We start from the raw sequence: 24,690 nt of genomic DNA on the forward strand, positions 1-24,690 counted from the left end.
CTCACGACCATGAGCACTGCGCCGCTGTTCCTCGTCGAGTCCGTCCCCGCGTCGGGTCCGCTGCTGCTCGACGGGCCGGAGGGCAGGCACGCGGCCGCGGTCAAGCGGCTGCGCGTCGGTGAGGCCGTGCTCGTCGCCGACGGCCGCGGTGGGCTGGGGCGGGCCGAGGTGGTCGCGGTCGCGAAGGACGCCGTCGAGCTCGTGGTCGCCGGGCGCACCGCCCTGGCCCCGCCCGCGGTCCGGGTGACCCTGGCCCAGGCGCTGGTCAAGGGCGACCGCGGCGAGCTGGCCGTCGAGCTGGCCACCGAGGCCGGTGTCGACGAGGTGCTGCCGTGGAAGGCGGCCCGCTGCATCGCCCGGTGGGAGCCAGGGCCCCGCGGCGACAAGGCCCTGGCCCGCTGGCGCGCCACGGTCCGCGAGGCCGCCAAGCAGGCCCGCCGGGCGTGGGTGCCGTCGGTGGGGGAGCCCCTCACCACCGCGGCCCTGGCCGCCCGCGTCGCCGCCGCCGACCTGGCGCTCGTGCTCCACGAGTCCGCGACCGTCGGCCTGGCCGAGCTGGACCTGCCGGCCGCGGGGGAGCTGCTGCTGGTCGTCGGGCCGGAGGGCGGGCTGAGCGACGGCGAGATCGCGGAGCTGACCGCGGCCGGTGCCCGGGCCGTGCGCCTGGGCCCGGAGGTCCTGCGCGCCTCCACCGCGGCCGCGGTGGCGCTGGGCGCCCTCGGCGCCCTCACCGGCCGCTGGGCGCCCGACCCCACCTGAGCCGGGCCGCGGTGGTGCCGCCGGGCCGGATCCGGGGCCCGGGACGGCGACACGCGACGGCCGGGTGACGCGTGGGGCGTGTCGGACCGGGCGGCGATACCGTCCCGGATGTCCGATCCGGCTGGTCCGGATCGGATCGCGACGCGGGTGGGCCCACCCGCGACGCCGCCGGGGACCCCCCTCCACCGGCGGCCCCGCGCCGCGGCGGCGGCCCCCACCCCGCCCCGGCGACGGGGGGGCGCCCCCCCCCCCGCCGCGGCGCGGCACCACCCGCGGTGCCGTGCGATGCTCGCCGGCATGACGCCACGCCGTGCGCTGGGTCGGCTCGTCGGGCTGGGGGCCGCGGTGGCGGTGCTGCCGTCGCTGGTGCTGGCCTGCGCCGACCGGCGGCCCACCCCCGCGCCGAGCTCCTCACCCGCGCCCACGGGCACCCCGGTGCGCCTGGACTACGGCCCGCACCCCAGCCAGTTCGGCGAGCTCACCCTGCCCGACGGCGACGGTCCCGTCCGCGGGGTGGTGGTCGTGGTGCACGGCGGGTTCTGGCGCAAGGCCTACGGGCTGGAGCTGGGGCGCCCGCTGGCCGAGGACCTCGTCCGCGACGGGGTGGCGGTGTGGAACGTCGAGTACCGGCGCGTCGGCGCCGACGGCGGGTGGACGGCCACCTTCGACGACGTCGCCGCGGCCGTCGACCGGCTGGCGGGGCCGGGGCAGGAGGCGGCCGGGGGCCGGCTGGCGCTGGACCGGGTGGTCGCGGTCGGGCACTCCGCGGGCGGCCACCTCGCGGCCTGGCTGGCCGCGCGCCCGGGCCTGCCCGCGGGGGCTCCCGGGGCCGGCCCGGCCGTCCGGCTGCGGGGCGCGGTGAGCCAGGCCGGGGTGCTGGACCTGGTGGACGCCGCCGAGCGGCGGGTCGGGCAGCAGGCCGTGCCCGACCTCCTGGGCGGCATGCCGTCCGAGGTGCCCGACCGGTACGCGCTGGCCTCGCCGGTGGCCCGGCTCCCGCTGGGGGTGCCGGTGGTCTGCGTGCACGGCACCCTCGACGCCAACGTCCCGATCCGGCAGAGCGAGCTGTTCGTCGCCGCCGCCGGCGACGCCGCCGAACTGGTGACCCTGCCCGGCGTCGACCACTTCGCGGTCATCGACCCGGCCACCGACGCCTGGCGCGCCTGCCGCGACGCCGCCTTCCGCCTCCTGGACCACTGACGGCAGCGACCCCGCTCGGCAGGGACAGGAGCGCGGCGCCGACGGCGACGTGCAGGGCGACGAGGCCGCCCGCCGAGGCCGGGCTGAGCGCGGTCGTGACCGGGCCGAGCAGGGAGAGCGCCAGCACGCTCCCCGCCAGCACCCGCCACGTGCGGTGCGGGTGGCGGGTCCAGCGCTCCAGGCCGACCAGCGCGGCCCACCCGGCCAGCCCCGCGCCCAGCGCGGTCAGCACGACGGCGGGCAGCCCCACCGCGGCCGGACCCGACGCCGTGGCCACGGCGAGGTCGACGCCACCGACCTGGCGCAGCACGGCCCACACCGCGGTCGCGGCGAGCACGGCGCCGAGGACGACCGACGCGCGTCGCGGGCGGGGGGACGTGGGCGGAGCGCTCGTTGTCGTCATGGGGCAAACCGTGCCGGTGCCGCGCACCCCCGTGCATCGGCCGCGCGTCGGTGCCCACCGCGACCGGAGGACGAGGGCCCTCCGACTTTGGTCGGTGTCCGCCGACCGGTCGCGGACCTAGGGTCGGGGCATGGATCTGCCGGCCGCGGGCGAGCGGGCGCCGCTCCCGGTGCGCGCGGGCTTCGTGCTGGCCCTGGGCGTGCTCGCCGGGCTCACCGTCCCGGTCGGTACCAGCCCGCCGCCCGGCGGCGCGCTGCTCGTCGTCGACCTGGTCGTCGCCGTGCTGAGCACCGCGGCGGTGGTGCCGCTGATCGCGGTCCGCCCGCCGGTGCGGGTGGCGGTCGGGCTCGCGGTGCTGGCCGCGGTCTCCCCGGCCGCGACCCCCGCCGCCACCGCGGGCGCGCTGCGCATCGCCCGCACCCGCCCGCTGGCTACGGCGGCCGCCGTCGCCGCGCTCGGCGCGGCGGCGCACGCCGTCCGCTACGCATGGCGCCCGACGGACGGACTGCCCTTCGGCTGGTGGCTGGCGCTCGTCCTGATCGCGCACGCCGCCCTGCTCGGCTGGGGCGCGTACGCGCAGTCGCGGGCGGCGCTGCTGGCCTCGCTGCGCGAGCGGGCGCGCCGCGCCGAGGCCGACCAGGAGTCGCGGGTGGCGCAGGCGCGGTCCGCGGAGCGCACGCGGATCGCCCGCGAGATGCACGACGTCCTCGCCCACCGGCTCTCGCTCGTCGCCACCACCGCGGGCGCCATCGAGTTCCGGCCCGACGCCAGCCCGGAGCGGATCGCCGCGGCGACCGGCGTCCTGCGGTCCCACGCGCACGCCGCGCTGGAGGACCTGCGCGAGGTGATCGGCGTGCTCCGCGCCGACCCCGAGGACGGCCGTCCGCAACCCACGGCCGCCGACGTGCCCTGCCTCGTCGCGGAGGTGCGCGCGGCGGGCGTCGAGGTCGCCTTCCACGACGACCTGGGCGCCGACCCGGGTGGCAGCACCGGCCGCACGGTGTACCGGGTGGTCCAGGAAGGGCTCACGAACGCCCGCAAGCACGCCGCGGGCCGGCCCGTCGAGGTCCGGCTGACCGGCGGCGAGGAGATCGTGGTCGAGATCGTCAACCCGACCGGTCCGGGGGCAGGCGCGCCGGGCAGCGGCACCGGGCTGGTCGGGCTCGCCGAACGGGTCGACCTGGCCGGGGGCCGGCTGGAGCACGGCCCGGTCGACGGGCGGTTCCGGCTGGTCGCGGCGCTGCCGTGGCCGGAGGGGGCATGAGCGGGGTCCGGGTGCTCGTCGTCGACGACGACGCGCTGGTGCGCTCCGCGCTGACGATGATGCTCGACGGCGCCAACGGCATCCGCGTGGTCGGCGAGGTCGCCGACGGGGCCGACGTGCCCGCCGCCCTGGACGCGCACGCCGTCGACGTGGTCCTGATGGACCTGCGGATGCCCCGGGTCGACGGGATCACCGCCACCGCCCGCGTCCGCGCCCGCACCGACCCGCCCGAGGTCGTCGTGCTGACCACCTTCGACGCCGACGAGGGCGTGCTGCGGGCGCTGCGCGCGGGAGCGGGCGGCTTCCTGCTCAAGGACACCCCGCCCGCCGAGCTGGTGGCGGCGGTGCTGAAGGTGGCCGCGGGCGAGCCGATCCTCTCGCCGCGCATCACCCGCAGGCTGATGGACCGGGCCGCGACCGGGTCCGACGCGCGGGCCCGGGCCCGCGCCGCGCTCGCGGTGCTCAGCGACCGGGAGCGCGAGGTCGCCGCGGCGGTCGGGCGGGGCGCGTCGAACGGGGAGATCGCCACCGAGCTGCACATGGGCGTGGCCACGGTGAAGGCGCACGTCTCGAGCGTGCTGCTCAAGCTGGGGCTGGGCAACCGCACCCAGATCGCCTTGCTCGCCCACGACGCGGAGCTGACCTGAACGCTCGACGAACGGCGCGCGGCTGTCCGTAACAGGCACGCATCCGTCGGTGCTCAGCGGTAGGATCGATGCCATCCCGATCAGGTACGACACCGAAAGCAGGCGGCACTTCCCTTGACCCATCCGGATCCCGTCCAGTCCCGCATGGCCGTTCCGGACGCCGCCCTGCTCGCGCTCCTCGGTTCGCGCGACCAGAACCTCCGCAGCGCGGAGGACATGCTCGCGGCGGACGTGCACGTGCGTGGCAACGAACTCACCCTCACCGGCGCCCCGGCCGACGTGGCCTTCGCCGAGCGGGTGTTCACCGAGCTGATCACCCTGGCGGAGCGCGGCCAGCAGGTCTCCGTCGACGCCGTGCGGCGCACGGTCGAGATGCTGGCCGACGACGACGCCGACGACCGCGCCCGCATCGGCGAGTCCCCGGCCGAGGTGCTCAGCCTCGACATCCTCTCCCGCCGCGGCAAGACCATCCGACCCAAGACGCTGAACCAGAAGCGCTACGTCGACGCCATCGACGCGCACACCATCGTGTTCGGCATCGGGCCCGCCGGTACCGGCAAGACCTACCTCGGCATGGCCAAGGCCGTGCAGGCGCTGCAGGCCAAGATGGTCAACCGGATCATCCTGACCCGCCCGGCGGTCGAGGCGGGCGAGCGGCTGGGCTACCTCCCCGGCACGCTCTACGAGAAGATCGACCCGTACCTGCGCCCGCTCTACGACGCGCTGCACGACATGATCGACCCGGAGTCCATCCCGAAGCTGATCGCCGCGGGCACGATCGAGGTCGCGCCGCTGGCGTACATGCGCGGGCGGACGCTCAACGACGCGTTCATCATCCTCGACGAGGCGCAGAACACGACTCCCGAGCAGATGAAGATGTTCCTGACCCGGCTCGGCTTCGGCTCCAAGATCGTCGTCACCGGCGACATCACCCAGGTCGACCTGCCCGGGAGCACCCGTTCCGGGCTGCGGGTCGTCAGCGACATCCTCGACGGCGTCGACGACGTGCACTTCTCCCAGCTGACCAGCACCGACGTCGTGCGCCACCGGCTCGTCGCCGACATCGTCGACGCCTACGCCCGCTGGGACGCCGACCGCGAGGCCCCCGCCCTGCGCTCGGCCCCGCGCAACGGCCCCCCGCAGGACAACCGGGCCGCCCGCCGCGCCCGGCGCTGATCGTCACGTGAACGGCCCGCCGCTCGTGGCGGGGGCCCGTTCCGTGTTCCGGTGGGCTGTTGCGCATGTGATTCGGCCACCTCGCAGATCCAGCGGTGTTCTCGCAGCCCGCCGGCGCCCTGCGAGAACCCAGCCAGCGCTGCGACACCCACGACGCGCTGCGAGGACGCCCCTCTCGCCCGGCCGCGTAGCGGCGACGCCACCCCGGAGGCCCTCAAGGCCGGAGCCGAGCCGGCGTCACCGCCGCAGGTACTGCCCCAACCACTCGCTCCCGAACTTCCCCTCCGGGTCCACTCGCGCCACCAGCTCCTCCGCATCATCGAGCCGCGGGTAGAGGGATCGGACGACCGAGGGGGCGGTGGTGAAGACCTTGCCCCAGTGCGGCCGCGCGCTGAACGGCTCCAGCGCGCGCTCGATCGCCGCGACGACGGGGGTCACCGCGGCCGTGTCCTGGACCCAGGTGAAGTGCAGGGCCGCGCAGGCGCGGCCGTGGGCGGGTGAGAGCCAGAGGTCGTCGGCGGCGATCGTGCGGACTTCGCAGACCAGCAGGACCGGGGCGATGCGGTCGGCGATGGCGTCGAGGGCGCGGAGCGCGTCGACCACCGTCTCGCGCGGCACCAGGTACTCCGACTGGAGCTCGTCGCCGCGGCTGGGCTTGAACTCGGCGCGGAAGTGCGGCAGGCGGGTGTGCCACGGGCCGGGGTCGCCGCCCTGGGGGGTGCAGTTGGCGGGGTCCTCGGTGGTGAGCATGTGGCGGGGGCCCGGGGCGGGGGTGGCGCCGAACCAGTCGGGGCCCGGTTCCGGGGAGTCGGGGAGCTGCTTGATCCAGCACTGCTCGAAGCCGGCGCCGGCCCACCGGGTGAAGAGGCTGACGCTGTAGGCCGCGGACAGGGCGTCGGGGACGGCGTCGAACGAGCGCAGGCCCTCGTAGACCCACTGGCGCACGTCGAACGTCGGGCGCAGGTCGAGGGTCAGCGCGGTGACGATCCCCAGCGCGCCCAGCGCGACGACCGCGCCGGGGAAGTCGGGGTCGCCGCGGCGGAACGTGCGCAGCTCGCCGTCGGCGGCGACCAGCTCCACCGCGCGCACCGAGCCGGCCAGGACGCCGTTGCCGTCGCCGGAGCCGTGGGTGCCGGTGGAGCAGGCGCCGGCCACCGAGATGTGCGGCAGCGAACCGGTGTTGGGCAGCGCGAAGCCCGCCTCGTGCAGCGCGGCGCCGACCTGCCCGTACGTCGAGCCGGCCGAGACCGTGACCACGCCCGCGGCGGCGTCGATCTCGATCCGCCGCGGCAGGTCGGCGACGGTGACCAGCTCGCCGGGGCTGTCGGCGATCGGGCTGAACGAGTGGCCGCTGCCCAGCGCCCGCACCCGGTGCGCGCCGGCCACGAGCTCCTGCAGCTCGGGCACGGTGCCCGGCCGGTGCAGTCGATCGGCGGAGAAGACGACGTTGCCCGCCCAGTTGGTCACCCTGCCTGTCATGAGCCGATTGTCCGCCCGCGGCTAGTCTGGTGCGCGTACACGACAGCGAGGCAGGGGAAGAAGTGTCCATCGAGGTCTGCAACGAGTCCGGCATCGCCCTGGACGAGTCGCTCGTCGCGTCGGTCGCGCGGCACGCGCTGGACGCGATGCACGTCAACCCGGCGGCCGAGCTGAGCATCCTGGCGGTCACCAGCGAGGTGATGGCCGAGCTGCACGAGCGCTGGATGGACGAGCCCGGCCCCACCGACGTCATGAGCTTCCCGATGGACGAGCTGGCCGAGGAGTCCCGCCGGCCCGACGCCCCGGACATGGGCCCGGCGCTGCTGGGCGACATCGTGCTGTGCCCGGAGTTCGCCAAGGCACAGGCCCGCACGGCGGGTCACGGCCTGGCCGACGAGCTGCACCTGCTCACCGTGCACGGCGTGCTGCACCTGCTCGGCTACGACCACGCCGAGCCCGACGAGGAGCGGGAGATGTTCGGCCTGCAGAACCGCCTGCTGCGCGAGTGGCGCACGGGCCGCGAGCTGGCCGCCGCGCGGGCCGCGCAGCGGCGCAGCGACTCCGCGGTGCTGGGCACCGTTGGGCTAGCCGAGCCCACCGAGGACGGCTGACCGTCCTCCCGTGATCACGACGCTGATCGTCATCGCCGTCCTGCTGATCCCGCTGGCCGGTGTGTTCGCCGCCGCCGACGCCGCGCTCAACACGGTGTCGCGGGCCCGGGTCGAGTCGCTGATGCGCGCCGGGCGGCCCGGTGCCCGGGCGCTGTCCAAGGTCGTCGCCGACCGGCCCCGCCACGTCAACCTGCTCCTGCTGCTGCGGCTGGCCGCGGAGACCGCGGCCACGGTGCTGCTCACGATCGCCCTCGACCAGGTGATCAGCCCGGTGTGGGCGGGGGCGCTGATCGCCGCCTCGATCATGGTGGTGGTGTCCTACGTGCTGATCGGCGTCGGGCCGCGCACGCTGGGCCGCCAGCACCCGTACCGGATCGGGATGCTGATCGCCGCCCCGGTACGCGCGCTGGCCACGCTGCTCGGGCCGCTGGCCAAGCTGCTGATCCTGGTCGGCAACGCGATCACCCCCGGCCAGGGCTTCCGGCAGGGCCCGTTCTCCTCCGAGGTCGAGCTGCGCGAGCTGGTCGACATGGCCAGCACCAGCGGCGTCGTCGACGAGGACGAGCGGCAGATGATTCACTCGGTGTTCGAGCTGGGCGACACGCTGGTGCGCGAGGTCATGGTGCCGCGCCCGGACGTCGTGTGGACCGAGCACGACACCCCCGTCGACAAGGTGCTGCGGCTGGCGCTCAAGAGCGGCTACTCGCGCATCCCGGTGCTCGGCGAGGGCATCGACGACATCGTCGGGGTGGCCTACCTCAAGGACATCGTGCGCGCGCGGGCGGAGGCCGACCCCGACGGCGACGCCCCGGTGCCCGTGCTGGGCGAGGTCATGCGGCCGGCGGTGTTCGTGCCCGACAGCAAACGGGTCGACGAGCTGCTCAAGGAGATGCAGGCGGCCCGCAACCACATGGCGATCGTGGTCGACGAGTACGGCGGCACGGCGGGCGTGGTGACCATCGAGGACATCCTCGAGGAGATCGTCGGCGAGATCACCGACGAGTACGACAGCGAGGAGGTGCCCGACGTGGTGCACCTCGACGAGCGCAGGCTGCGGGTCAACGCCCGGCTCCCGGTCACCGACTTCGCCGAGCTGTTCCCCGGCGTCGACGGCGAGCAGACCGAGCTGGCCGACGTGCTGGCCGAGGTCGACGTCGACACCGTCGGCGGTCTGCTGGCCCAGCGCATGGGCAAGGTGCCGCTGCCCGGGGCGCGGGCCGAGGTGGCAGGGCTGGCGCTGCTGGCCGAGGGCGGCAAGGACGCCAGGGGCCGCATCCGGATCTCCTCGGTGCTGGTGGAGCGGCTGGACGTCGACGAGAGCGGCACCGACGACGGCGCCCCCGGCGAGCGCGACGAGCACGTGGACACGTCGGTGGGACGGCGGGAGGAGAGCGATGTCCGGCACGGGTGAGCAGGTCCTCGACCCGGAGGACGCCAAGATCGTCACGCTGGCCCGGTCCAGCCGGGGGCGCACCGGCGCCGCCGAGGGGGCGGCCGTGCGCGACACCGACGGCCGCACCTACACCGCCGCCTCCGTCGCGCTCCCGTCGCTGGCGCTGACCGCGCTGCAGGCGGCGGTGGCCGCCGCGGTGTCCAGCGGCGCGACCGCGCTGGAGGCCGCCGCCGTGGTCACCGCGGCCGACGCGCTCGACGCGGCCTCGCTGGCCGCGGTGGCCGACCTGGCCCCCGGTGCGCCGGTCTTCCGCGCGGACGCCCGGGGCGCCGTCGTCGAGACCGTCGTCGCGGAGCCGGCGTGACGCCCGCCCGCTACGACGTCGTCGTGGTCGGCGGCGGGATCGTCGGACTGGCCACCGCGCACGCCGTCCTCCGCAGCGGGCGCACGGTGGCGGTGGTGGAGCGCGAGGGTGCGCTGGCCGCGCACCAGAGCGGGCACAACTCCAACGTCATCCACTCCGGGCTGTACTACGCCCCCGGCGGGCTCAAGGCCCGCCTCGCCGTGGCCGGCTGCGCCGAGACGGTCGCCTTCTGCCGCGAGCACGACCTGCCGCACCGGGTCAGCGGGAAGCTGGTGGTGGCCACCGAGCCCGACGAGCTGCCCCGGATGGCCGAGCTGGTCCGCCGCGGCGCCGCCAACGGCGTCGAGGTGCACGAGCTCGACCCGGCCGGGATGCGCGAGCGCGAGCCGCACGTGCGCGGCCTGGCGGCGCTGTGGGTCCCCTCCACCGGCATCTGCGACTACCGGCTGGTCACCGAGAAGCTCGGCGAGCTGGTCACCGCGGCGGGCGGCGACGTCCACCTCGGTCGGCGGGTGGCCTGGCTCGACCGCCGCGCCGACCGCGTCGTCGTGCACGGGGGAGGGGAGCTGGAGGCCGGGCAGGTCGTCGTGTGCGCCGGGCTGCGCGGCGACGAGCTGGCCCGGGCCAGCGGCGCCGACCCCGGCGTGCGGATCGTGCCGTTCCGCGGCGAGTACTCCGGGTTCTCCGAGCGGGCCGCCGGACTGGTCAACGGCCTGGTCTACCCGGTGCCCGACCCGGCGTTCCCGTTCCTGGGCGTGCACGCCACCCGCGGCGTCGACGGCCACGTGCACGCCGGCCCGAACGCGGTGCTGGCGCTGGCCCGCGAGGGGTACTCGTGGAGCGCGGTCAAGCCCAAGGAGTTCCTGTCCACCATCACCTACCCCGGGATGCTGCAGGTCGCGAAGCGGCACTGGCGCTACGGGCTGGGCGAGATGCACCGATCCCTGTCGAAGAAGGCCATGGTCAAGCAGATCCAGCGGATGTTGCCCGACGTCGAGGCGAGCGACCTGCACCCGGCCGGTGCCGGGGTGCGGGCGCAGGCGGTGAAGCCCGACGGCACCCTCGTCGACGACTTCCTGTTCGTCGAGCAGCCCCCGATCGGGGGTGGTTCCGGCGCAGGGAAGGTGCTGCACGTGCTCAACGCGCCGTCCCCGGCGGCGACGGCGGCGCTGCCCATCGGCCGGGAGATCCTGGAACGGCTCACCGGCGAGCGCCTCGCGCCGCTGGGGGCGGGATCGTGAGCGAGCCGGAGTACCGGTCGGGGTTCGCCTGCTTCGTCGGGCGCCCCAACGCCGGCAAGTCGACGCTGACCAACGCGCTGGTCGGCGAGAAGATCGCGATCACCTCGAGCCGGCCGCAGACCACCCGCCACGCCATCCGCGGCATCGTCAACCGCCCGGACGCGCAGCTGATCCTGATCGACACCCCGGGCCTGCACAAGCCGCGCACGCTGCTGGGCAGCCGGCTCAACGACGTCGTGCGCGAGACCTGGGCCGAGGTCGACGTGATCGGCTTCTGCGTGCCGGCGGACGCCCCGGTCGGGCGCGGCGACGAGTTCATCGTCAACGAGCTGCGCTCGGTGGCCAACCGCACCCCGGTGATCGGGATCGTCACCAAGACCGACAAGGCGGGACCGGAGCAGATCACCGCCCGGCTCACCCAGCTGGCGGGGCTGATGCCGTTCGCCGAGGTCGTGCCGTGCTCGGCGGTCTCCGGCTTCCAGGTCGACCTGCTGACCGACCTGCTGGTCGCGCGGCTGCCGGAGGGCCCCCAGCTCTACCCGGACGGCGAGCTCACCGACGAGCCGGAGGAGACCCTGGTCGCCGAGCTCATCCGGGAGGCGGCGCTGGAGGGCGTGCGCGACGAGCTGCCGCACTCGATCGCGGTGGTGATCGAGGAGATGGTCCCGCAGGAGGGGCGCCACCCCAAGCAGGACCCGATCCTGAACATCCACGCCAACATCTTCGTCGAGCGCTCCAGCCAGAAGGGGATCGTGATCGGCAAGGGCGGGGAGCGGCTGCGCCAGGTCGGCACCGACTCGCGCCGCCAGATCGAGGCGCTGCTGGGCACCAGGGTCTTCCTCGACCTGCACGTGAAGATCGCCAAGGACTGGCAGCGCGACCCCCGCCAGCTCCGCAAGCTCGGCTTCTGACCCGGACCCCGTCGAGAACGAGGTTGTCGTCGCTTGGACCGGTCCAAAACGACGACAGCTTCGTTCTCGACGGGGGTCAGCCGGCGGCGCGGGCCCGGCCCAGCAGGTCGATCATCGCCTTGCGGACGGCGTCGGCGGTGTCCGTCGGGGCGTCGAAGCGCAACCGCACGGCCACCTCGTCGGCGTCCTGGCCGTCGGCGGCCAGCACCGCGAAGCCGTAGCGGTCGACGCCGACCATCCGGGCGCGCGTCGTGCCCGGCCGGTCGGCGAGGATCTTGCAGAACAGCACCAGCGCGTCGGCGTGGTCGTCGTTCATGTGCTCGATGATCCGCGCGGCGTGCGGGTGCAACGGGTCGGGCTCGGCCGCGGTGTACTCGGCCGCGGTCACCCAGCTCATCCGGCCGAAGCCGCCGACGTAGCGGACCGAGGAGACCTCCAGGCGGTAGAGCCGGAAGTCGGCGAACTCGGCGTAGAACGCGCCCGGCTGCGCGGCCCGGTAGGTGGGCAGCGCCGCCGCCCGCTCGTCGCCGCGCAGCTCCTCGACCACACCCAGCACGGTGACCCTGGCCAGGGCCAACGGGTCGCCCGCGCCCGTCTCGACGGCCATCAGCGAGGCCCGCTGATCGCCGCCGAGGTTGCGGGTGTGCTCGGCCAGGTCGCTGAGCAGCAGCAGCGGGCGCCCCAGCCCGTCGACGCCGTGGCTGACCAGCGACCCGAACGGGAAGCCGCCCTCGCCGATGGTGGCCAGCGAGGCGGTGGTGACCGACGAGATCAGGGTGCGGGAGCGCTCGGCGTCGGTGGGCTCGCCGCGCACCCCGGGGGTGGCCGCCAGCGTGCGCTCGGTCTCGGCGAGCGACTCCGCGGGGACGAGGTGGGTGCCGGCCGGTTGGGGTCGCACGGGAGCCTCCTGGGTGTGGGTTAGGGCAGCCTCATCGGGTGCGGCGGGTCGTGTCAAGCAGGCCGGCCAGCACGCGCGGCAGCACCCGGTCGACCAGGTCCTCGCCGGGGTCGGGCGCGGGGCGGGGGTCGGCCAGCGCGGCGGCCAGGTGCGGGTGCCCGCCCGCCGCGGCCACCGAGGCCAGGAACTCCACGTGGGCGCGCGCGTACTCCCCGGTCGGGTCGGGCACCGCGGCCTCGGTCCGGACCAGCAGCACGACCGTGGCGTTGAGCAGGGCGAACGTCTCCATCTTGGTGGCCGCGGGCACGTCCAGGACCGACATCGCGGCCAGCGCGCGCTCCATCACATCGACGGTGTTCGGCCCGAGCCCCCGTCCCGGGACGACGTCGAGCAGCCAGCGGTGGCGCCGGTAGACGCCGCGGATCGCGTGCGCGAGCGCGACGAGGTCCGCGAGCCAGTCGTCCGACGGCGGCCGGTCGAGGTCGATCTCGCCGATCACCGCGTCGGCCATCAGCTCGACGAGCTCGTCGCGGTTGTCGACGTACCGGTAGAGGGACGCCGGTCCGGTGCCGATGGCGGCGGCCACCTTGCGCATGGAGACCGCGGCCAGGCCGTCGGCGTCGGCGAGCGCCACGGCGACCGCGGTGATCTCGGCCCGGCTGTGCTCGGGCACCGGCCCGCGCCCGGTCCGCTCCCGCCGCAGCCAGATGCTCCCGGCCATGTGCGTCCTCCCGTGTTGCGAACAGCGTTCCCAGTCCGCTACATTTTCTGCGAACGCTGATCGCAGAGGAGGCGGCGTGGTGGCTGCAGTGGTAGCAGAGGGGCTGGTGCGCAGGTACGGCACGGTGCACGCGCTGTCCGGGCTGGACCTGGTCGTCCCGGCGGGCACCGTGTGCGCCGTGCTGGGACCCAACGGCGCGGGCAAGACGACGGCCATCCGGGTGCTGGCCACGCTCACCGTCCCGGACGCCGGGCGGGCCGCGGTCCTGGGCCACGACGTCGTCCGCGCGCCCGGGCTGGTGCGCCGCAGCATCGGCCTGGCCGGGCAGCACGCCGCCGTCGACGACGACCTGACCGGGCGGGAGAACCTGCGCATCCTCGGCCGGATGCACCACCTCGGCCGCCGCGGCGCCGCCCGCCGCGCCGACGAGCTGCTGGAGCGCTTCGACCTCGCCGACGCCGCCGACCGGCTGGTGAAGACCTGGTCGGGCGGCATGCGCCGACGGCTGGACCTGGTCGCCAGCGTCGTCGTGGCCCCGCCGGTGCTGTTCCTCGACGAGCCGACGACCGGCCTCGACCCGCGCAGCCGCACCGCGATCTGGGCCACCGTCCGCGACCTGGTGGCCAGGGGCACCACCGTGCTGCTGACCACCCAGTACCTGGAGGAGGCCGATCGGCTCGCCGACGACGTCGTCGTGGTCGACGGCGGGCGGGCCGTCGCCACCGGCAGCCCGGACGCGCTCAAGGCCGCGATCGGGATCCGGGTCGAGGTCGTCGTGGAGGCCGGCGCCGACCTGCCCGCCGCGGCGTCGGTGCTGGCGTCCTGGACCGACGCCTCCCCGGAGGTCGACGAGGACGGCCTGCGGGTCGGCGCGGTGGTGGTGGGATCGCCCGTCCCGCTGCCCGAGGTCGTGCGCCGGCTCGACGCCGCCGGGGTCACCGCGCTCGACGTCGGGGTCCGCCGGCCCACCCTCGACGACGTGTTCCTGCGCCTCACCGGCGACCCCCGGACCACGGGAGGACGTGCGGCGTGAGCGCCCCCACCGCCCCCGCGATCGCCGCCCGGCCCCGGCCGTGGACCGACGGGTCCGCCGCCGCGGCCCGGGTGCTGCTGAAGCTGCGCCACGACCCGGCGGGGATCGCGATCACCCTCGCCTCCCCGGTCGTGCTGGTGCTGGTGTTCGGCTACGTCTTCGGCAGCGCGATCGCGCTGCCGGGTGCGGGCGACTACCGCGAGTTCCTGGTGCCGGGGCTGTTCGCCACGATCGCCTTCAACGTCGTCCCGGCCATGATCACGATGGCCCGCGACTCCGGCCGCGGGGTGGTCGACCGGTTCCGCTCCATGCCCATCACGCGCGTCGCCGTGCCGTTCGGCCAGGCCGCCGCGAACGCCGCCTACGGGCTGCTCTGCCTGCTGCTGATGGCCGCGTGCGCCGTGGTCGTGGGATGGCGCATCCGCACCGGCCTCGGTCCCGCGCTCGGGGCGCTCGGGCTGCTGGCGGCGTTCCAGTTCGCCGCGACCTGGATCGGCATGTACCTCGGGCTCGTCATCGGCAGGGAGGAGACGGCGGCGCAGCTGTCGGTGCTGGTCTTCCCGGTGGGGATGCTGTCCAACGTCTTCGTGCCGACCGCGGGGATGCCCGCATGGCTGCGCACGATCGCGGACTGGAACCCGCTGAGCGCGCTGACCGCGGCCGTGCGCGAGCTCTGCGGCAACCCCCTCGCGCCGACCAACGGCGCCTGGCCGCTGGAGCACCCGGTGCTCGCCACGCTGCTCTGGACCGCGCTGCTGCTGGTGGTGTTCGTCCCGCTCGCCACGGTCCGGTACGCCCGCCCGCGCTGACCGGGCCGTAGGCTGGTCCGGTGGCCCCGTCCTACCGCGACATCGGACTGGTGCTGCGGGTGCAGAAGCTCGGTGAGGCCGACCGCATCGTCACCCTGCTCACCCAGCGCCACGGCAAGGTGCGCGCGGTGGCCAAGGGCGTGCGCCGCACGCGGTCGCGCTGGGGCGCCCGGCTGGAGCCGTTCAACCACGTCGACGTGCAGTTCTACCCCGGCCGCTCGCTCGACGTCGTCACCCAGGCCCAGACGGTCGACGCGTTCGGCGCCGGCATCATCAGCGACTACCCCCGCTACACCGCGGGCTGCGCGATCCTGGAGACCGCCGACCGGCTCGTCTCCGAGGAGGGCGAGCCCGCGCTGCGGGTCTACCTGCTGCTGGTCGGGGCGATCCGGGCGCTGGCCGGGCGGGAGCGCGACCCGTCCCTCGTGCTCGACGCGTTCTTCCTGCGCGCCATGACCCACGCCGGCTGGGCCCCGGCGATCGGCGACTGCGCGCGCTGCGCCGAGCCCGGCCCGCACCCGTCGTTCAACATCGCCGCCGGCGGCGCGGTGTGCCCGCGGTGCCGCCCGCCCGGCTCGGTGCGCCCGTCCCCGGAGACGTTCACCCACCTCGACGCGCTGCTGCACGGCGACTGGGAGGTGGCCGACGCGGCCGCCCCGGCCACCCGCCGCGACACCAGCGGGCTGGTCGCGGCGTACCTGCAGTGGCACATGGAGCGCCAGCTGCGCTCGCTGCCGCTGGTCGAGCGGCGCGCGACGCCGCCGGTCGCCGAGGCCCGCTGAGCCTCACCCCAGCAGGGCGGCCACGGTCTCCCGCACCAGCGCGTCGACCTCCGCGGGCGGCGCCACCCCGGCCGCCACGTGCCGCCGGACGGCCGCGTGCGGCACGTCGACCAGCGCGAACGTCGCGCGGGCCAGCTCGGCGCCGCCGGCGGTGCCGTAGCGCCGACGGGTGTGCTCGGCGAGGGCGGCCGCGACCGCGTCGTTCAGGGTGGCGAGCTCGCCGTCGAGCTCCGCGGGCCAGCGCCCCACCAGCTCGGCGCGCCGGTGCAGCAGCAGCACCCGGGCCTCGTCCGGGTGCGCGCGGCACCAGACCGGAACCGCGACCGCCGCGTCGACGGCGGCCCGGTCGAGGTCGGGGTGCGCCAGCGCGGCCAGGAACACCGCCTGGAAGCGGCCGACGGTGCGCACCCAGAGCCGGGCCAGCAGCAGGTCGCGGCTACCGAAGCGGTGGTAGAGCGATCCACTCGGCGCGCCGATCGCCGCGGCGACGGCCGTGGTCGTGGCGGCGCCCGGCCCGCCCTCGGCCAGCAGCCGGGCCGCCCCGTCCAGGATGAGGTCGGCGGGGAACCGCGCGGGACGGCCCATCGCGGTCAGGCGGGGGCCGACGCGGGGGTCGCGCCGGCGGCCGACCACCAGCGCGCGCTGTCGGTGATCTGCTCCAGCTCGGCGACCAGGCCGTCGCGCACCCGGATGACGTGGGCGAACCGGGCGCGCAACGGCCGGCCGCCGGCCCGGGCGGTGCCGGTGTACCAGCCCAGCACCAGCACCCGCCCGTCGGCGGTGGGCGAGTACTCGTCGGGCTCGGGGCGCAGCGCGTCGTAGTGCGCGGAGGCGCGCGCCCACACGTCGCGCAGCATCTCCTGCGGGCCGTCCGCGGCACCGCCGATGCCGAAGGGCAGCCCGTCGGTGACCCGGCCGCGGAAGTCGGTGTGCAGCGTCGCGAGCAGGGCAGGCACGTCGGCCGCGCGCAGGGCGGCGTAGAGGGCGGGGACGACGGGAGGGGTGGCCACCCCAGTATTAGAGCGCGTTCTCCAATACTGGGCAAGGACGGCCTCGAGCGTGGCTCGGCGGATCTCAGGCGTCCGGGACCCAGGAGCCGTGGAAGCCCGCGGGGACACCGCGGGGAAGCGTGACCGCGGCGACCGGGGCGGCGGCGACGTCGGTGGCGTCGAGCACCAGCAGCTGCGAGGCGCTGCCGTCGCGGCGCGTCGTGATGCCGACCAGCCAGCCGTCGTCCTCGGCGGTGCCCCCGGCGGCGGGCACGAACACGGCCTCGCCGGTGACCGTGTCCGGGCCGAGCTCGTGGGCGGTGGCGGCCCCGGTGGCGTGGTCGTACTTGACCACCGCGGCCCCGTCGCCGCGCTCGGAGACCGTGTAGAGGTACCGCGAGGACAGCCCGACGCGGCGGTCGTCGGAGGTCGGGAACTCGGCGGGGCGGTCGTCCAGCGCGGTCTCGGTGATGGTCGCGGCCACCGGGTCGATCGTCCAGCGGTGCAGCGTGGCCCGCCCGGTGGACGCGGCCTCCGCGGCCGGCCCGGTCGGGCCGCCGCTGATCGAGCCCCACAACCGGTCGATGCCCGCGGCGCCGTACCGGCAGGCGTCGAGCACGATGCGCCCGTCGGCGTCGGTGTGCGCGCCGCCGACGTGGAAGACGTAGCACGGGTCGATCCCGATCCAGCTGACCTCGCCGGGGCGGTCCAGCGGCATCACGCCGATCCGCGCCGGGTAGTCGGCGTCCCAGCCGAAGGGCAGGCTCCGCTGCCCGACCAGGTCCATCCGGAACACCAGCGGCAGGTCCAGGAAGAGCGCGTGCCGGTCGGTGACCGCGAAGTCGTGCATCATCGACGGGCCCGCGCCCGGCACCTCGACGCTGCACTCGAGCTCGTTCGTCGCCGACAACCGGTGGTAGACCAGGTGCGGCGCCATCGGGCTGTAGGCGAAGAAGTGCAGGGCGCCGGTCCGCGGGTCCTGCTTCGGGTGCGCGGTCATCGCCGTCGTGAGCCGGCCGCCGAAGTCGCACGGGCCGACGGTGTCCAGCTCCGGCGTCAGCTCGTACGGGAAGCCGCTCTCGACCAGGGCGAGCAGCGCACCGCCGTGCTCGATGATGTGGGTGTTGGCCGTCACGGCCGTCCGGTCGACACCCTCCGGGCCGACGAACGGCCGCCCGGCCAGCGCGCCGGTGCGGACCCAGCGGTTGCGGTACCACTCGGCGCGCCCCTCGCGCAGCCGCACGCCGTGCACCATCCCGTGCCCGGCGAACCAGTGCCCGGGGTCCTCGCCGGGCAGCGGGTTGGGGCCGTTGCGCAGGTAGCGGCCGGTCAGCTCGGGCGGCAGCGCGCCCTCCACCGGGAGGTCGACGGCGCTGATCTCGTCCGGGACGGGGGCGAGGTGGCCGGTCAGGTACGCGGGTGCCGCGGTCGAGGTCATGCGTCCGAGGGTGAACCTGTCGACTCTGACATGTCAACCCTGACATGTGGAGCGCGGACCGGTAGGGTCGCCGCGTGTCCCTGCCGCACGCCCTGCTCGGCCTGCTCGCCGCCGCGCCCGCCACCGGCTACGAGCTGGCCCGCGAGTTCGAGAGCGACCTCGGCCGCTACGCCTGGCAGGCCGGGCACGCCAGCATCTACCCGGAGCTGGCCAAGCTCGCGGCCCGCGACCTCGTCCGGGTCGTCGACCAGGGCCCGCGCGGCAGCAAGACCTACGACATCACCGAGCAGGGCCGGGCCGAGCTGCGCTCCTGGCTGCTGCACCGCTCCGGCGACGGCGTGGTGCGCAACGAGGGCGTGCTGCGGATGTTCCTCATCCCCACGCTCGACCCCGACGACCAGCGCAGCGTCCTCACCGCCATCGCCGAGGAGACCGCGGCCGCGGAGGCCGAGCTGCGCGAGCGGCTCAAGGGTGGCACCGACCCGCGGTGCAGCCCGCGCGCCGAGCTCGGCCTGCTGGCCGGGCGCTTCGGCCTCGGCCAGTACCGGGCCACCCACGAGTGGGCCACCCGCGCTCTCGAGGAGCTCGACGCCCGCGTCGCGGACAGCCGGCGCCCCAACTAGCGCTCCCGCCCGGCCCGTCGTGGAGGTCGACCATCGCGTCCATGTCGGCGTCGGGCTGCGCCGCCGGTGGTGGCGGCCGGCGTCGTCCGCCGCCACCCGTAGGGTGCGGGCGTGGCACCCGTGCAACCCCCCGCCCCGCACCCGTCGGGAGCCCGACCGCCGGCCATCCCCCGCGAACTGGTGCCGAACCACGTCGCCCTGGTGATGGACGGCAACGGCCGCTGGGCCAACGCCCGCGGCCTGCCCCGCATCGAGGGCCACCGGCGCGGCGAGGCCTCCCTGATGGACGTCGCCCGCGGCTGCATCGACATCGGTGTGCGCTGGCTGTCGGCCTACGCGTTCTCCACCGAGAACTGGAAGCGCAGCCCCGACGAGGTCCGCTTCCTGATGGGCTTCAACCGCGACGTCATCCGCCGCCGCGTCGACGAGATGCACTCCATGGGGGTGCGCGTGCGCTGGGCCGGTCGCAGGCCGCGGCTGTGGCGCAGCGTCATCAGGGAGCTGGAGATCGCCGAGGAGAAGACCCGGGACAACGACGTGCTGACGCTCACCATGTGCGTCAACTACGGCGGCCGCGCCGAGATCGCCGACGCCGTCCGGCAGATCGCCCAGCAGGTCGCCGACGGCAAGCTCAAGCCCGGCAAGATCGACGAGCGCACCATCGCCCGCCACCTCGACGAGCCCGACATGCCCGACGTCGATCTGTTCGTGCGCAGCTCCGGGGAGCAGCGCACCTCCAACTTCCTGCTGTGGCAGTCGGCCTACGCCGAGATGGTCTTCCTCGACACCCTCTTCCCCGACTTCGACCGCCGCCACATCTGGCAGGCCATCGAGATCTACGCCCGCCGCGACCGCCGCTTCGGCGGCGCCCTCGACACCCCCACGGCGGCCACGTCATGAGCGAGCTCGCGAGCGGATCATCCACCACAGCGCCGCTGCGCGACGCGCCGAGCTCGCGCAGCGGGGGAGAGCGATGAGCGGCGCGGTCACCGACATGCTCGGCATCGCCCGGGCGGCGCTGGAGCGGTTCCACGACGTCGAGGTCGACGACGACGGCGCCGTCACCTTCGCCCACGGCGGCGTGGTGTGCGCCGTCCAGGGGCTGGAGCTGGAGGAGGGCCTCCCGGTCCTGAACATCACCTGCGTCGTGGCCTGGGACCTCCCCTTCGAGACGGACGTCCCGAGGATGGTGGCGCTGGGCGCGGGGGAGTCGCTGTTCGGTACGCCCCGGGTCATCCGCGGCCAGAAGGGCTGGGACGTGACGCTGCGCTACGCGTTCCCGGCGGCCGGGCTGGAGGAGAAGGCGATGGGGACGCTGCTGATGCTGGTGGTGGGGAACGCGTCGGCGTTGCGCGCGGCGCTCACCGAGGGCTGATCGGCGGGGTTCGTTCGGCCGGGGGCGTTGCGGCTACTGCGCCTTCGGCAGGGCCGAGTCCAGGGCGGCGGCTCGGTCCGGTGGGCTCGTCGGAGGCACCCGACGAGCCCACCCGAAGCGAAGCCAGGTCACCGAGCAGGCACCGCCGGACACCCGGCGAACCCAGCAAGCGGGGAGCGAGCGAGCTACGCGCTCCCGGCCAGGTGCACCACCGGCAACCGCCCCAGCGCCGCTGCCGTCATCTCCCCGGCGGCCGCCGACACCCGCTGCTGGCACTCCTGCATCCGCGCGTCCACCAACCCGCTCAGCCCGTAGGCGATCCGCCCGAGCAGCCGGACCGTGGGGTCGTCGACCGGGGGGCGGGGGGTGGAGACGATGGCGACGCCGGCGGGACGGCCGTCGTTGGACTGCGCGGCGCCGATCGTGAACGCCTCGCGGGGGTTCACGTGCCGGGAGGCGTAGTGGTCGCGCAGCTTGCGCATCATCGCGTGGAAGCCGGTCGCGTCGGCGTCGAGCTCCAGGCGGCCCAGGTCGGCCTCGGTCAGCACCGCGGCGCGTCCGGAGAAGCAGCGGGCGTAGCCGAGCAGGGCGCCCGTCCACAGCGCCTCGACGACGACCGGGTCGGGGGCGGGGGAGGCCAGCGTGGCGACGAGGTGCTCGCAGCAGCGCAGCACGTACTGCAGCTCCTCGAACACGGCGGCCAGCCCGGCCAGCTCGACGGCCTCGGCGCCGTCCAGCCGTCGGACCGTGCTGGGGGTGTCCACCTGCGGGGCCGCCGCGCCGTTGCCGTCCACCGCGACGACGCTATCCACCCGCGGCGCTCGCGGATGTGTCGTTCTGAGACGCGCCGCCGTTGCGGGCGGCGCTGCCGCACTCCCGGCACAGGCCGAAGATCTCGACGGTGTGGCTGAGGTCGGAGAAGCCGTTGGCCTCGGCGACCTTCTGGGCCCAGGTCTCCACGGCGGGGCCCTCGATCTCCACGGCGGTGCCGCAGCGCCGGCAGACCAGGTGGTGGTGGTGGTCGGCGGTGGCGCAGCGGCGGTAGACCGACTCGCCGGAGTCGGTGCGCAGCACGTCGACCTCGCCGGCGTCGGCCAGCCCCTGCAGGGTGCGGTAGACGGTGGTCAGGCCGATGCCCTCGCCCGCGCGGCGCAGCTGGTCGTGGATCTCCTGGGCGGAGCGGAAGTCGTCGAGGCGGTCGAGCAGCGCGGAGACGGCGGCGCGCTGGCGGGTGGCCCGGGGCGGGGGAGCGGTCATCGGCTCTCCTCGGCGTGCGCGACGGCGTCGACGACGATGTGCGCGAGGTGGTCGTCGACGAGGGAGTAGACGACCTCGCGGCCCTGCCGCCTGCCCTCGACGACGCCCGCGGTCTTGAGCACCCGCAGGTGCTGGCTGATCAGGGGTTGGGTGACGCCCAGCGCGTCGACCAGGTCGTGCACGCAGAGGCTGGACTCGCGCAGCTGCAGCACGATCGCGATGCGCACCGGCGCGGCCAGCGCGCGCAGCAGGTCGCCCGCGGCGCTCAGCGCGGCCGGTGTGCGGACGGGCGTGGGCGCGGCTGGGCGGGCGGGGTCGTGCGCCGGGTCGCTCGTCGGGGTGCGCGCGGTGGCGTCCGCGTCCTGCTCGGGCGCGGCCCCCGCTCCAGCGACGATCGACATCGGTCTCCCCGTCCGGGTGCGGCGGCCACGCTCCCCGGGTGTCGAGCCTCATCGGGGCCGCGCACCCATCGTAGGCGGGCGGTGGGAGGCTGGGGTGGTGCTGCTGGTCTGCCGGTTCGACGTGCCCGCCGCCGAGGCGGACGACCTGCGCGTGCGCGCCCGCGCGGCCCTGGAGCTGCTGACCGCCCAGCCCGGTTGCCGGGGCGGTGAGCTGGGGCGGGCCGTCGACGAGCCGGACGCCTGGGTGTTGGTCGTGCGGTTCGAGTCGGTGAACGCCTACCGGCGGGCGCTGAGCCCGTTCCCGGTGCGCGAGCACGTGGTGCCGCTGCTGGCGCAGGCCGGCACCGACGCGCCGGCCGCGTTCGAGACGCTGGTCGACGCGGTGGGCGGGCGCGCGCAGGAGCACACCAGCCTGCTCGCCGAGTAGCTCCCGACCAGGGGTAAACCCTGCGGCGACCGGGGTAGGGCGCTCGGTAGCATGGACGCCTTCACCTCCCGGCTGTTCAGGAGTCCGTCCGTGCCCAGCAAGGCCACTTCCGCCAAGATCGAGACCATCGTCGCGCTGGCCAAGCGCCGCGGGTTCGTGTTCGCCTCCGGCGAGATCTACGGCGGTACGAGGTCCGCCTGGGACTACGGCCCCCTGGGCGTCGAGCTCAAGGAGAACATCAAGCGGCAGTGGTGGAAGACCACCGTCACCGGCCGAGAGGACGTCGTCGGCCTGGACAGCTCGGTCATCCTGCCGCGCCAGGTGTGGGTGGCCTCCGGCCACGTCGGCGTGTTCACCGACCCGCTGGTCGAGTGCCACAGCTGCCACAAGCGCTACCGGGCCGACCAGCTGGCCGAGGAGTACGTCGAGCGCACCGGCAAGTCGGCCACCGAGGACGACCTGTCCGACGTGCCCTGCCCGAACTGCGGCACCCGCGGCCAGTACACCGAGCCGCGCGACTTCAACATGATGCTCAAGACCTACCTCGGCCCGGTCGAGTCCGAGGAGGGCCTGCACTACCTGCGCCCGGAGACCGCGCAGGGCATCTTCGTCAACTTCCTCAACGTGCAGACCACCTCGCGCAAGAAGCCGCCGTTCGGCATCGGCCAGATGGGCAAGAGCTTCCGCAACGAGATCACCCCGGGCAACTTCGTCTTCCGCACGCGCGAGTTCGAGCAGATGGAGATGGAGTACTTCGTCGAGCCCGGCACCGACGAGGAGCTGCACCAGTACTGGATCGACCAGCGCACCGACTGGTACGTCGACCTGGGCATCTCCCGGGAGAACCTGCGGCACTACGAGCACCCGAAGGAGAAGCTCTCCCACTACTCCAAGCGCACGGTGGACATCGAGTACCGCTTCCAGTTCACCGGCCAGGAGTGGGGCGAGCTGGAGGGCATCGCCAACCGCACCGACTTCGACCTCACCACGCACAGCAACCACTCCGGCGTCGACCTGTCGTTCTACGACCAGGCGTCGGGCACCCGGTACCGGCCGTACGTGATCGAGCCGGCGGCGGGCGTGGGCCGGTCGATGATGGCGTTCCTGATCGAGGCCTACACCGAGGACGAGGCGCCCAACGCCAAGGGCGGCGTGGACAAGCGCGTGGTGCTGCGGCTCGACCGCAGGCTCGCCCCGGTCAAGGCCGCCGTGCTGCCGCTCTCGCGCAACAGCGACCTCTCGCCCAAGGCCCGCGACCTGGCCGCCGCGCTGCGCAAGCACTGGAATGTCGAGTTCGACGACGCCGGGGCCATCGGCCGCCGCTACCGCCGCCAGGACGAGATCGGCACCCCGTTCTGCCTCACCGTCGACTTCGACACCCTCAACGACCAGGCGGTGACCATCCGCGAGCGCGACTCGATGACCCAGGAGCGGGTCGCGCTCGACCAGGTCGAGTCGTACCTGGGCGCGCGGCTGATCGGCTGCTGAACCCCTGACGGACGTCATGGCGAGGTCGTGACGGGCGATCCGGGGGTCGGGGGCGCCGCGGCGCGAGAGTCGTGGCATGAACGAACCACCGCCCATCCCGGCCGCCCACCACGGCGCCGCGGTCGCGCTCAGCGGCCTGCGCCGCAGCTACGGCCCCGTCCGCGCGGTCGACGGCGTCGACCTGACGATCGCCCCCGGTGAGGTCGTCGCGCTGCTCGGCCCGAACGGCGCCGGCAAGTCCACCACCGTCGACCTGCTGCTCGGGCTGAGCCGCCCGGACGCCGGCGAGGTCCGGCTGTTCGGGCGCAGCCCGCGCGAGGCCGTCCAGGACGGTCTGGTCGGCGCGATGCTGCAGGCCGGCGGGTTCCCCGAGGAGATGACCGCGGGCGAGGCCGTCCGGCTGGTGGCGGCGCTGCAGCGGCGGGCCCTCCCGCCGGTCGAGGCGCTGCGCAAGGCCGGGGTGGCCGACATCGCCGGGCAGCGGCTCGGGCGGATGTCGGGCGGGCAGCGCCAGCGGGTGCGCTTCGCCGCGGCCCTGGTCACCGACCCCGACCTGCTCGTGCTCGACGAGCCGACGGTCGCGATGGACGTGCGGGGCCGCCGCGAGTTCTGGGCGGCCATGCGCGACTTCGCCCGCACCGGACGCACGGTCCTGTTCGCCACCCACTACCTCGCCGAGGCCGAGGAGTTCGCCGACCGGGTGGTGCTGATGCGCTCCGGGCGGGTCGTCGCCGACGGCAGCGTCGCCGCGGTGCGGTCGCTGGCTGCCGGCCGGGTGGTGGCGCTGACGCTGCCCGGGGCCGACCCCCGGGCGCTGGCCGCGCTGCCCGGCGTCGCCGACGTCCGCGTGGACGGCGAGCGGTTCCGGCTGACGTGCACCGACTCCGACGCGGCGCTGCGCGCCCTGCTGCGCGACCACCCCGCGGCCCACGACATCGAGGTCGCCGCCCACGGCCTCGAGGACGCCTTCGTCGCGCTCACCACCACCAAGGAGGACTGAC

The 24,690-nt window shown here is 75.1% G+C and carries 29 protein-coding genes; 19 read left to right on the top strand and 10 right to left on the bottom strand.

Annotation, left to right across the window (positions count from 1 at the left end; translation table 11 throughout):
• Positions 1–9 precede the first annotated feature (9 nt).
• Both KDL28_RS16625 and KDL28_RS16630 read left to right on the top strand, forming a co-directional pair.
• On the top strand, positions 10–759 hold the full coding sequence (locus tag KDL28_RS16625; protein WP_252439583.1) for a 16S rRNA (uracil(1498)-N(3))-methyltransferase: 750 nt from the start codon (positions 10–12) through the stop codon (positions 757–759).
• 297 nt (positions 760–1,056) lie between these two features.
• Positions 1,057–1,959, top strand: a complete 903-nt coding sequence (locus KDL28_RS16630) for an alpha/beta hydrolase family protein (protein WP_252439585.1) — start codon at positions 1,057–1,059, stop codon at positions 1,957–1,959.
• On the opposite strand, the gene KDL28_RS16635 is transcribed toward KDL28_RS16630, so the two are convergent.
• On the bottom strand, positions 1,892–2,362 hold the full coding sequence (locus KDL28_RS16635) for a DUF6069 family protein (protein ID WP_252439587.1): 471 nt from the start codon (positions 2,360–2,362) through the stop codon (positions 1,892–1,894). The genes KDL28_RS16630 and KDL28_RS16635 overlap by 68 nt on opposite strands.
• Positions 2,363–2,492: 130 nt before the next feature.
• Between KDL28_RS16635 and KDL28_RS16640 the strand changes: the two genes are divergently transcribed.
• The 3 genes from KDL28_RS16640 (at position 2,493) to KDL28_RS16650 (ending at position 5,449) form a co-directional block, all read left to right on the top strand.
• A complete protein-coding gene (locus KDL28_RS16640; RefSeq protein WP_252439589.1) occupies positions 2,493–3,626 on the top strand; it encodes a sensor histidine kinase in 1,134 nt (377 codons plus the stop codon).
• Complete coding sequence (locus KDL28_RS16645) at positions 3,623–4,273, top strand: response regulator transcription factor (RefSeq protein WP_252439590.1); 651 nt, start codon at positions 3,623–3,625, stop codon at positions 4,271–4,273. The genes KDL28_RS16640 and KDL28_RS16645 overlap by 4 nt, the downstream gene beginning before the upstream one ends.
• A gap of 144 nt (positions 4,274–4,417) precedes the next feature.
• Complete coding sequence (locus KDL28_RS16650; protein WP_252439591.1) at positions 4,418–5,449, top strand: PhoH family protein; 1,032 nt, start codon at positions 4,418–4,420, stop codon at positions 5,447–5,449.
• Between the two features lie 237 nt (positions 5,450–5,686).
• Here the strand turns inward: KDL28_RS16650 and KDL28_RS16655 are convergent, their stop codons facing one another.
• A complete protein-coding gene (locus KDL28_RS16655) occupies positions 5,687–6,928 on the bottom strand; it encodes a D-arabinono-1,4-lactone oxidase (protein ID WP_252439592.1) in 1,242 nt (413 codons plus the stop codon).
• A 62-nt stretch (positions 6,929–6,990) separates the two neighbouring features.
• On the opposite strand from KDL28_RS16655, the gene ybeY reads away from it, so the two are divergent.
• From ybeY to era, 5 genes are read left to right on the top strand one after another with little or no spacing between them, the layout of a single operon-like run.
• Positions 6,991–7,539 (top strand): rRNA maturation RNase YbeY, encoded by a 549-nt coding sequence (ybeY, locus tag KDL28_RS16660; protein WP_252439593.1) that lies wholly within the window; start codon positions 6,991–6,993, stop codon positions 7,537–7,539.
• Between the two features lie 10 nt (positions 7,540–7,549).
• A complete protein-coding gene (locus KDL28_RS16665) occupies positions 7,550–8,950 on the top strand; it encodes a hemolysin family protein (RefSeq protein ID WP_372496985.1) in 1,401 nt (466 codons plus the stop codon).
• Positions 8,934–9,296, top strand: coding sequence for a cytidine deaminase-like protein (locus KDL28_RS16670; RefSeq protein WP_252439594.1), 363 nt, complete (start codon positions 8,934–8,936; stop codon positions 9,294–9,296). The genes KDL28_RS16665 and KDL28_RS16670 overlap by 17 nt, the downstream gene beginning before the upstream one ends.
• The gene (lhgD, locus tag KDL28_RS16675; RefSeq protein WP_252439595.1) at positions 9,293–10,537 is read left to right on the top strand and encodes an L-2-hydroxyglutarate dehydrogenase; all 1,245 of its coding nucleotides are present in this window, start codon (positions 9,293–9,295) and stop codon (positions 10,535–10,537) included. Before KDL28_RS16670 ends, lhgD begins: the two co-directional genes overlap by 4 nt.
• On the top strand, positions 10,534–11,448 hold the full coding sequence (era, locus tag KDL28_RS16680) for a GTPase Era (RefSeq protein WP_252439596.1): 915 nt from the start codon (positions 10,534–10,536) through the stop codon (positions 11,446–11,448). Before lhgD ends, era begins: the two co-directional genes overlap by 4 nt.
• Positions 11,449–11,524: 76 nt before the next feature.
• On the opposite strand, the gene KDL28_RS16685 is transcribed toward era, so the two are convergent.
• Complete coding sequence (locus KDL28_RS16685; RefSeq protein WP_252439597.1) at positions 11,525–12,346, bottom strand: HugZ family pyridoxamine 5'-phosphate oxidase; 822 nt, start codon at positions 12,344–12,346, stop codon at positions 11,525–11,527.
• Positions 12,347–12,377: 31 nt separating this feature from the next.
• Positions 12,378–13,067, bottom strand: coding sequence for a TetR/AcrR family transcriptional regulator (locus tag KDL28_RS16690; RefSeq protein ID WP_252439598.1), 690 nt, complete (start codon positions 13,065–13,067; stop codon positions 12,378–12,380).
• Between the two features lie 76 nt (positions 13,068–13,143).
• Here KDL28_RS16690 and KDL28_RS16695 point away from each other — a divergent pair, with 76 nt between their 5' ends.
• The 3 genes from KDL28_RS16695 to recO are packed head-to-tail and all read left to right on the top strand — an operon-like array spanning position 13,144 to position 15,691.
• A complete protein-coding gene (locus tag KDL28_RS16695) occupies positions 13,144–14,100 on the top strand; it encodes an ATP-binding cassette domain-containing protein (RefSeq protein ID WP_252439600.1) in 957 nt (318 codons plus the stop codon).
• A complete protein-coding gene (locus KDL28_RS16700) occupies positions 14,097–14,909 on the top strand; it encodes an ABC transporter permease (protein ID WP_252439602.1) in 813 nt (270 codons plus the stop codon). The genes KDL28_RS16695 and KDL28_RS16700 overlap by 4 nt, the downstream gene beginning before the upstream one ends.
• A gap of 20 nt (positions 14,910–14,929) precedes the next feature.
• Entirely contained in the window at positions 14,930–15,691 is a 762-nt protein-coding gene (gene recO, locus KDL28_RS16705; protein ID WP_252439604.1) for a DNA repair protein RecO, read from the top strand.
• A 3-nt stretch (positions 15,692–15,694) separates the two neighbouring features.
• Here recO and KDL28_RS16710 read toward each other — a convergent pair whose 3' ends face one another.
• The 3 genes from KDL28_RS16710 to KDL28_RS16720 all read right to left on the bottom strand — a co-directional run bounded on the left by KDL28_RS16710 (position 15,695) and on the right by KDL28_RS16720 (position 18,118).
• Complete coding sequence (locus KDL28_RS16710; RefSeq protein ID WP_252439606.1) at positions 15,695–16,276, bottom strand: TetR family transcriptional regulator; 582 nt, start codon at positions 16,274–16,276, stop codon at positions 15,695–15,697.
• Between the two features lie 5 nt (positions 16,277–16,281).
• On the bottom strand, positions 16,282–16,701 hold the full coding sequence (locus tag KDL28_RS16715; protein ID WP_252439608.1) for a nuclear transport factor 2 family protein: 420 nt from the start codon (positions 16,699–16,701) through the stop codon (positions 16,282–16,284).
• Between the two features lie 64 nt (positions 16,702–16,765).
• Positions 16,766–18,118, bottom strand: coding sequence for a carotenoid oxygenase family protein (locus KDL28_RS16720; RefSeq protein ID WP_252439610.1), 1,353 nt, complete (start codon positions 18,116–18,118; stop codon positions 16,766–16,768).
• A gap of 74 nt (positions 18,119–18,192) precedes the next feature.
• Here KDL28_RS16720 and KDL28_RS16725 point away from each other — a divergent pair, with 74 nt between their 5' ends.
• The 3 genes from KDL28_RS16725 (at position 18,193) to KDL28_RS16735 (ending at position 20,116) form a co-directional block, all read left to right on the top strand.
• Positions 18,193–18,741, top strand: a complete 549-nt coding sequence (locus KDL28_RS16725; protein ID WP_252439612.1) for a PadR family transcriptional regulator — start codon at positions 18,193–18,195, stop codon at positions 18,739–18,741.
• A gap of 111 nt (positions 18,742–18,852) precedes the next feature.
• A complete protein-coding gene (locus tag KDL28_RS16730; protein WP_252439614.1) occupies positions 18,853–19,641 on the top strand; it encodes an isoprenyl transferase in 789 nt (262 codons plus the stop codon).
• Between the two features lie 73 nt (positions 19,642–19,714).
• Entirely contained in the window at positions 19,715–20,116 is a 402-nt protein-coding gene (locus tag KDL28_RS16735; RefSeq protein ID WP_252439616.1) for a hypothetical protein, read from the top strand.
• 185 nt (positions 20,117–20,301) lie between these two features.
• On the opposite strand, the gene KDL28_RS16740 is transcribed toward KDL28_RS16735, so the two are convergent.
• The 3 genes from KDL28_RS16740 to KDL28_RS16750 are packed head-to-tail and all read right to left on the bottom strand — an operon-like array spanning position 20,302 to position 21,774.
• Entirely contained in the window at positions 20,302–20,910 is a 609-nt protein-coding gene (locus KDL28_RS16740; protein ID WP_252439618.1) for a hypothetical protein, read from the bottom strand.
• 10 nt (positions 20,911–20,920) lie between these two features.
• Positions 20,921–21,373 (bottom strand): Fur family transcriptional regulator, encoded by a 453-nt coding sequence (locus KDL28_RS16745; protein ID WP_252439620.1) that lies wholly within the window; start codon positions 21,371–21,373, stop codon positions 20,921–20,923.
• Positions 21,370–21,774 (bottom strand): ArsR/SmtB family transcription factor, encoded by a 405-nt coding sequence (locus tag KDL28_RS16750; RefSeq protein WP_252439622.1) that lies wholly within the window; start codon positions 21,772–21,774, stop codon positions 21,370–21,372. The genes KDL28_RS16745 and KDL28_RS16750 overlap by 4 nt, the downstream gene beginning before the upstream one ends.
• Before the next feature lie 94 nt (positions 21,775–21,868).
• Here KDL28_RS16750 and KDL28_RS16755 point away from each other — a divergent pair, with 94 nt between their 5' ends.
• From KDL28_RS16755 to KDL28_RS16765, 3 genes are all read left to right on the top strand, one after another.
• Positions 21,869–22,201 (top strand): antibiotic biosynthesis monooxygenase family protein, encoded by a 333-nt coding sequence (locus KDL28_RS16755; protein ID WP_252439624.1) that lies wholly within the window; start codon positions 21,869–21,871, stop codon positions 22,199–22,201.
• Positions 22,202–22,291: 90 nt separating this feature from the next.
• Positions 22,292–23,689, top strand: a complete 1,398-nt coding sequence (locus KDL28_RS16760; protein ID WP_372496991.1) for a glycine--tRNA ligase — start codon at positions 22,292–22,294, stop codon at positions 23,687–23,689.
• Positions 23,690–23,765: 76 nt separating this feature from the next.
• Complete coding sequence (locus KDL28_RS16765; RefSeq protein ID WP_252439628.1) at positions 23,766–24,689, top strand: ABC transporter ATP-binding protein; 924 nt, start codon at positions 23,766–23,768, stop codon at positions 24,687–24,689.
• Position 24,690: the final 1 nt, after the last annotated feature.

This window comes from Pseudonocardia humida (assembly GCF_023898865.1).
Classification (GTDB): domain Bacteria; phylum Actinomycetota; class Actinomycetes; order Mycobacteriales; family Pseudonocardiaceae; genus Pseudonocardia; species Pseudonocardia humida.

Bases quoted from the DNA above. Each gene is read 5' to 3' on its own strand.
- KDL28_RS16625 (WP_252439583.1), top strand. From the start codon at position 10: ATGAGCACTGCGCCGCTGTTCCTCGTCGAGTCCGTCCCCGCGTCGGGT.
- KDL28_RS16630 (WP_252439585.1), top strand. From the start codon at position 1,057: ATGACGCCACGCCGTGCGCTGGGTCGGCTCGTCGGGCTGGGGGCCGCG.
- KDL28_RS16635 (WP_252439587.1), bottom strand. From the start codon at position 2,362: ATGACGACAACGAGCGCTCCGCCCACGTCCCCCCGCCCGCGACGCGCG.
- KDL28_RS16640 (WP_252439589.1), top strand. From the start codon at position 2,493: ATGGATCTGCCGGCCGCGGGCGAGCGGGCGCCGCTCCCGGTGCGCGCG.
- KDL28_RS16645 (WP_252439590.1), top strand. From the start codon at position 3,623: ATGAGCGGGGTCCGGGTGCTCGTCGTCGACGACGACGCGCTGGTGCGC.
- KDL28_RS16650 (WP_252439591.1), top strand. From the start codon at position 4,418: ATGGCCGTTCCGGACGCCGCCCTGCTCGCGCTCCTCGGTTCGCGCGAC.
- KDL28_RS16655 (WP_252439592.1), bottom strand. From the start codon at position 6,928: ATGACAGGCAGGGTGACCAACTGGGCGGGCAACGTCGTCTTCTCCGCC.
- KDL28_RS16670 (WP_252439594.1), top strand. From the start codon at position 8,934: ATGTCCGGCACGGGTGAGCAGGTCCTCGACCCGGAGGACGCCAAGATC.
- KDL28_RS16690 (WP_252439598.1), bottom strand. From the start codon at position 13,067: ATGGCCGGGAGCATCTGGCTGCGGCGGGAGCGGACCGGGCGCGGGCCG.
- KDL28_RS16710 (WP_252439606.1), bottom strand. From the start codon at position 16,276: ATGGGCCGTCCCGCGCGGTTCCCCGCCGACCTCATCCTGGACGGGGCG.
- KDL28_RS16720 (WP_252439610.1), bottom strand. From the start codon at position 18,118: ATGACCTCGACCGCGGCACCCGCGTACCTGACCGGCCACCTCGCCCCC.
- KDL28_RS16735 (WP_252439616.1), top strand. From the start codon at position 19,715: ATGAGCGGCGCGGTCACCGACATGCTCGGCATCGCCCGGGCGGCGCTG.
- KDL28_RS16745 (WP_252439620.1), bottom strand. From the start codon at position 21,373: ATGACCGCTCCCCCGCCCCGGGCCACCCGCCAGCGCGCCGCCGTCTCC.
- KDL28_RS16750 (WP_252439622.1), bottom strand. From the start codon at position 21,774: ATGTCGATCGTCGCTGGAGCGGGGGCCGCGCCCGAGCAGGACGCGGAC.
- KDL28_RS16765 (WP_252439628.1), top strand. From the start codon at position 23,766: ATGAACGAACCACCGCCCATCCCGGCCGCCCACCACGGCGCCGCGGTC.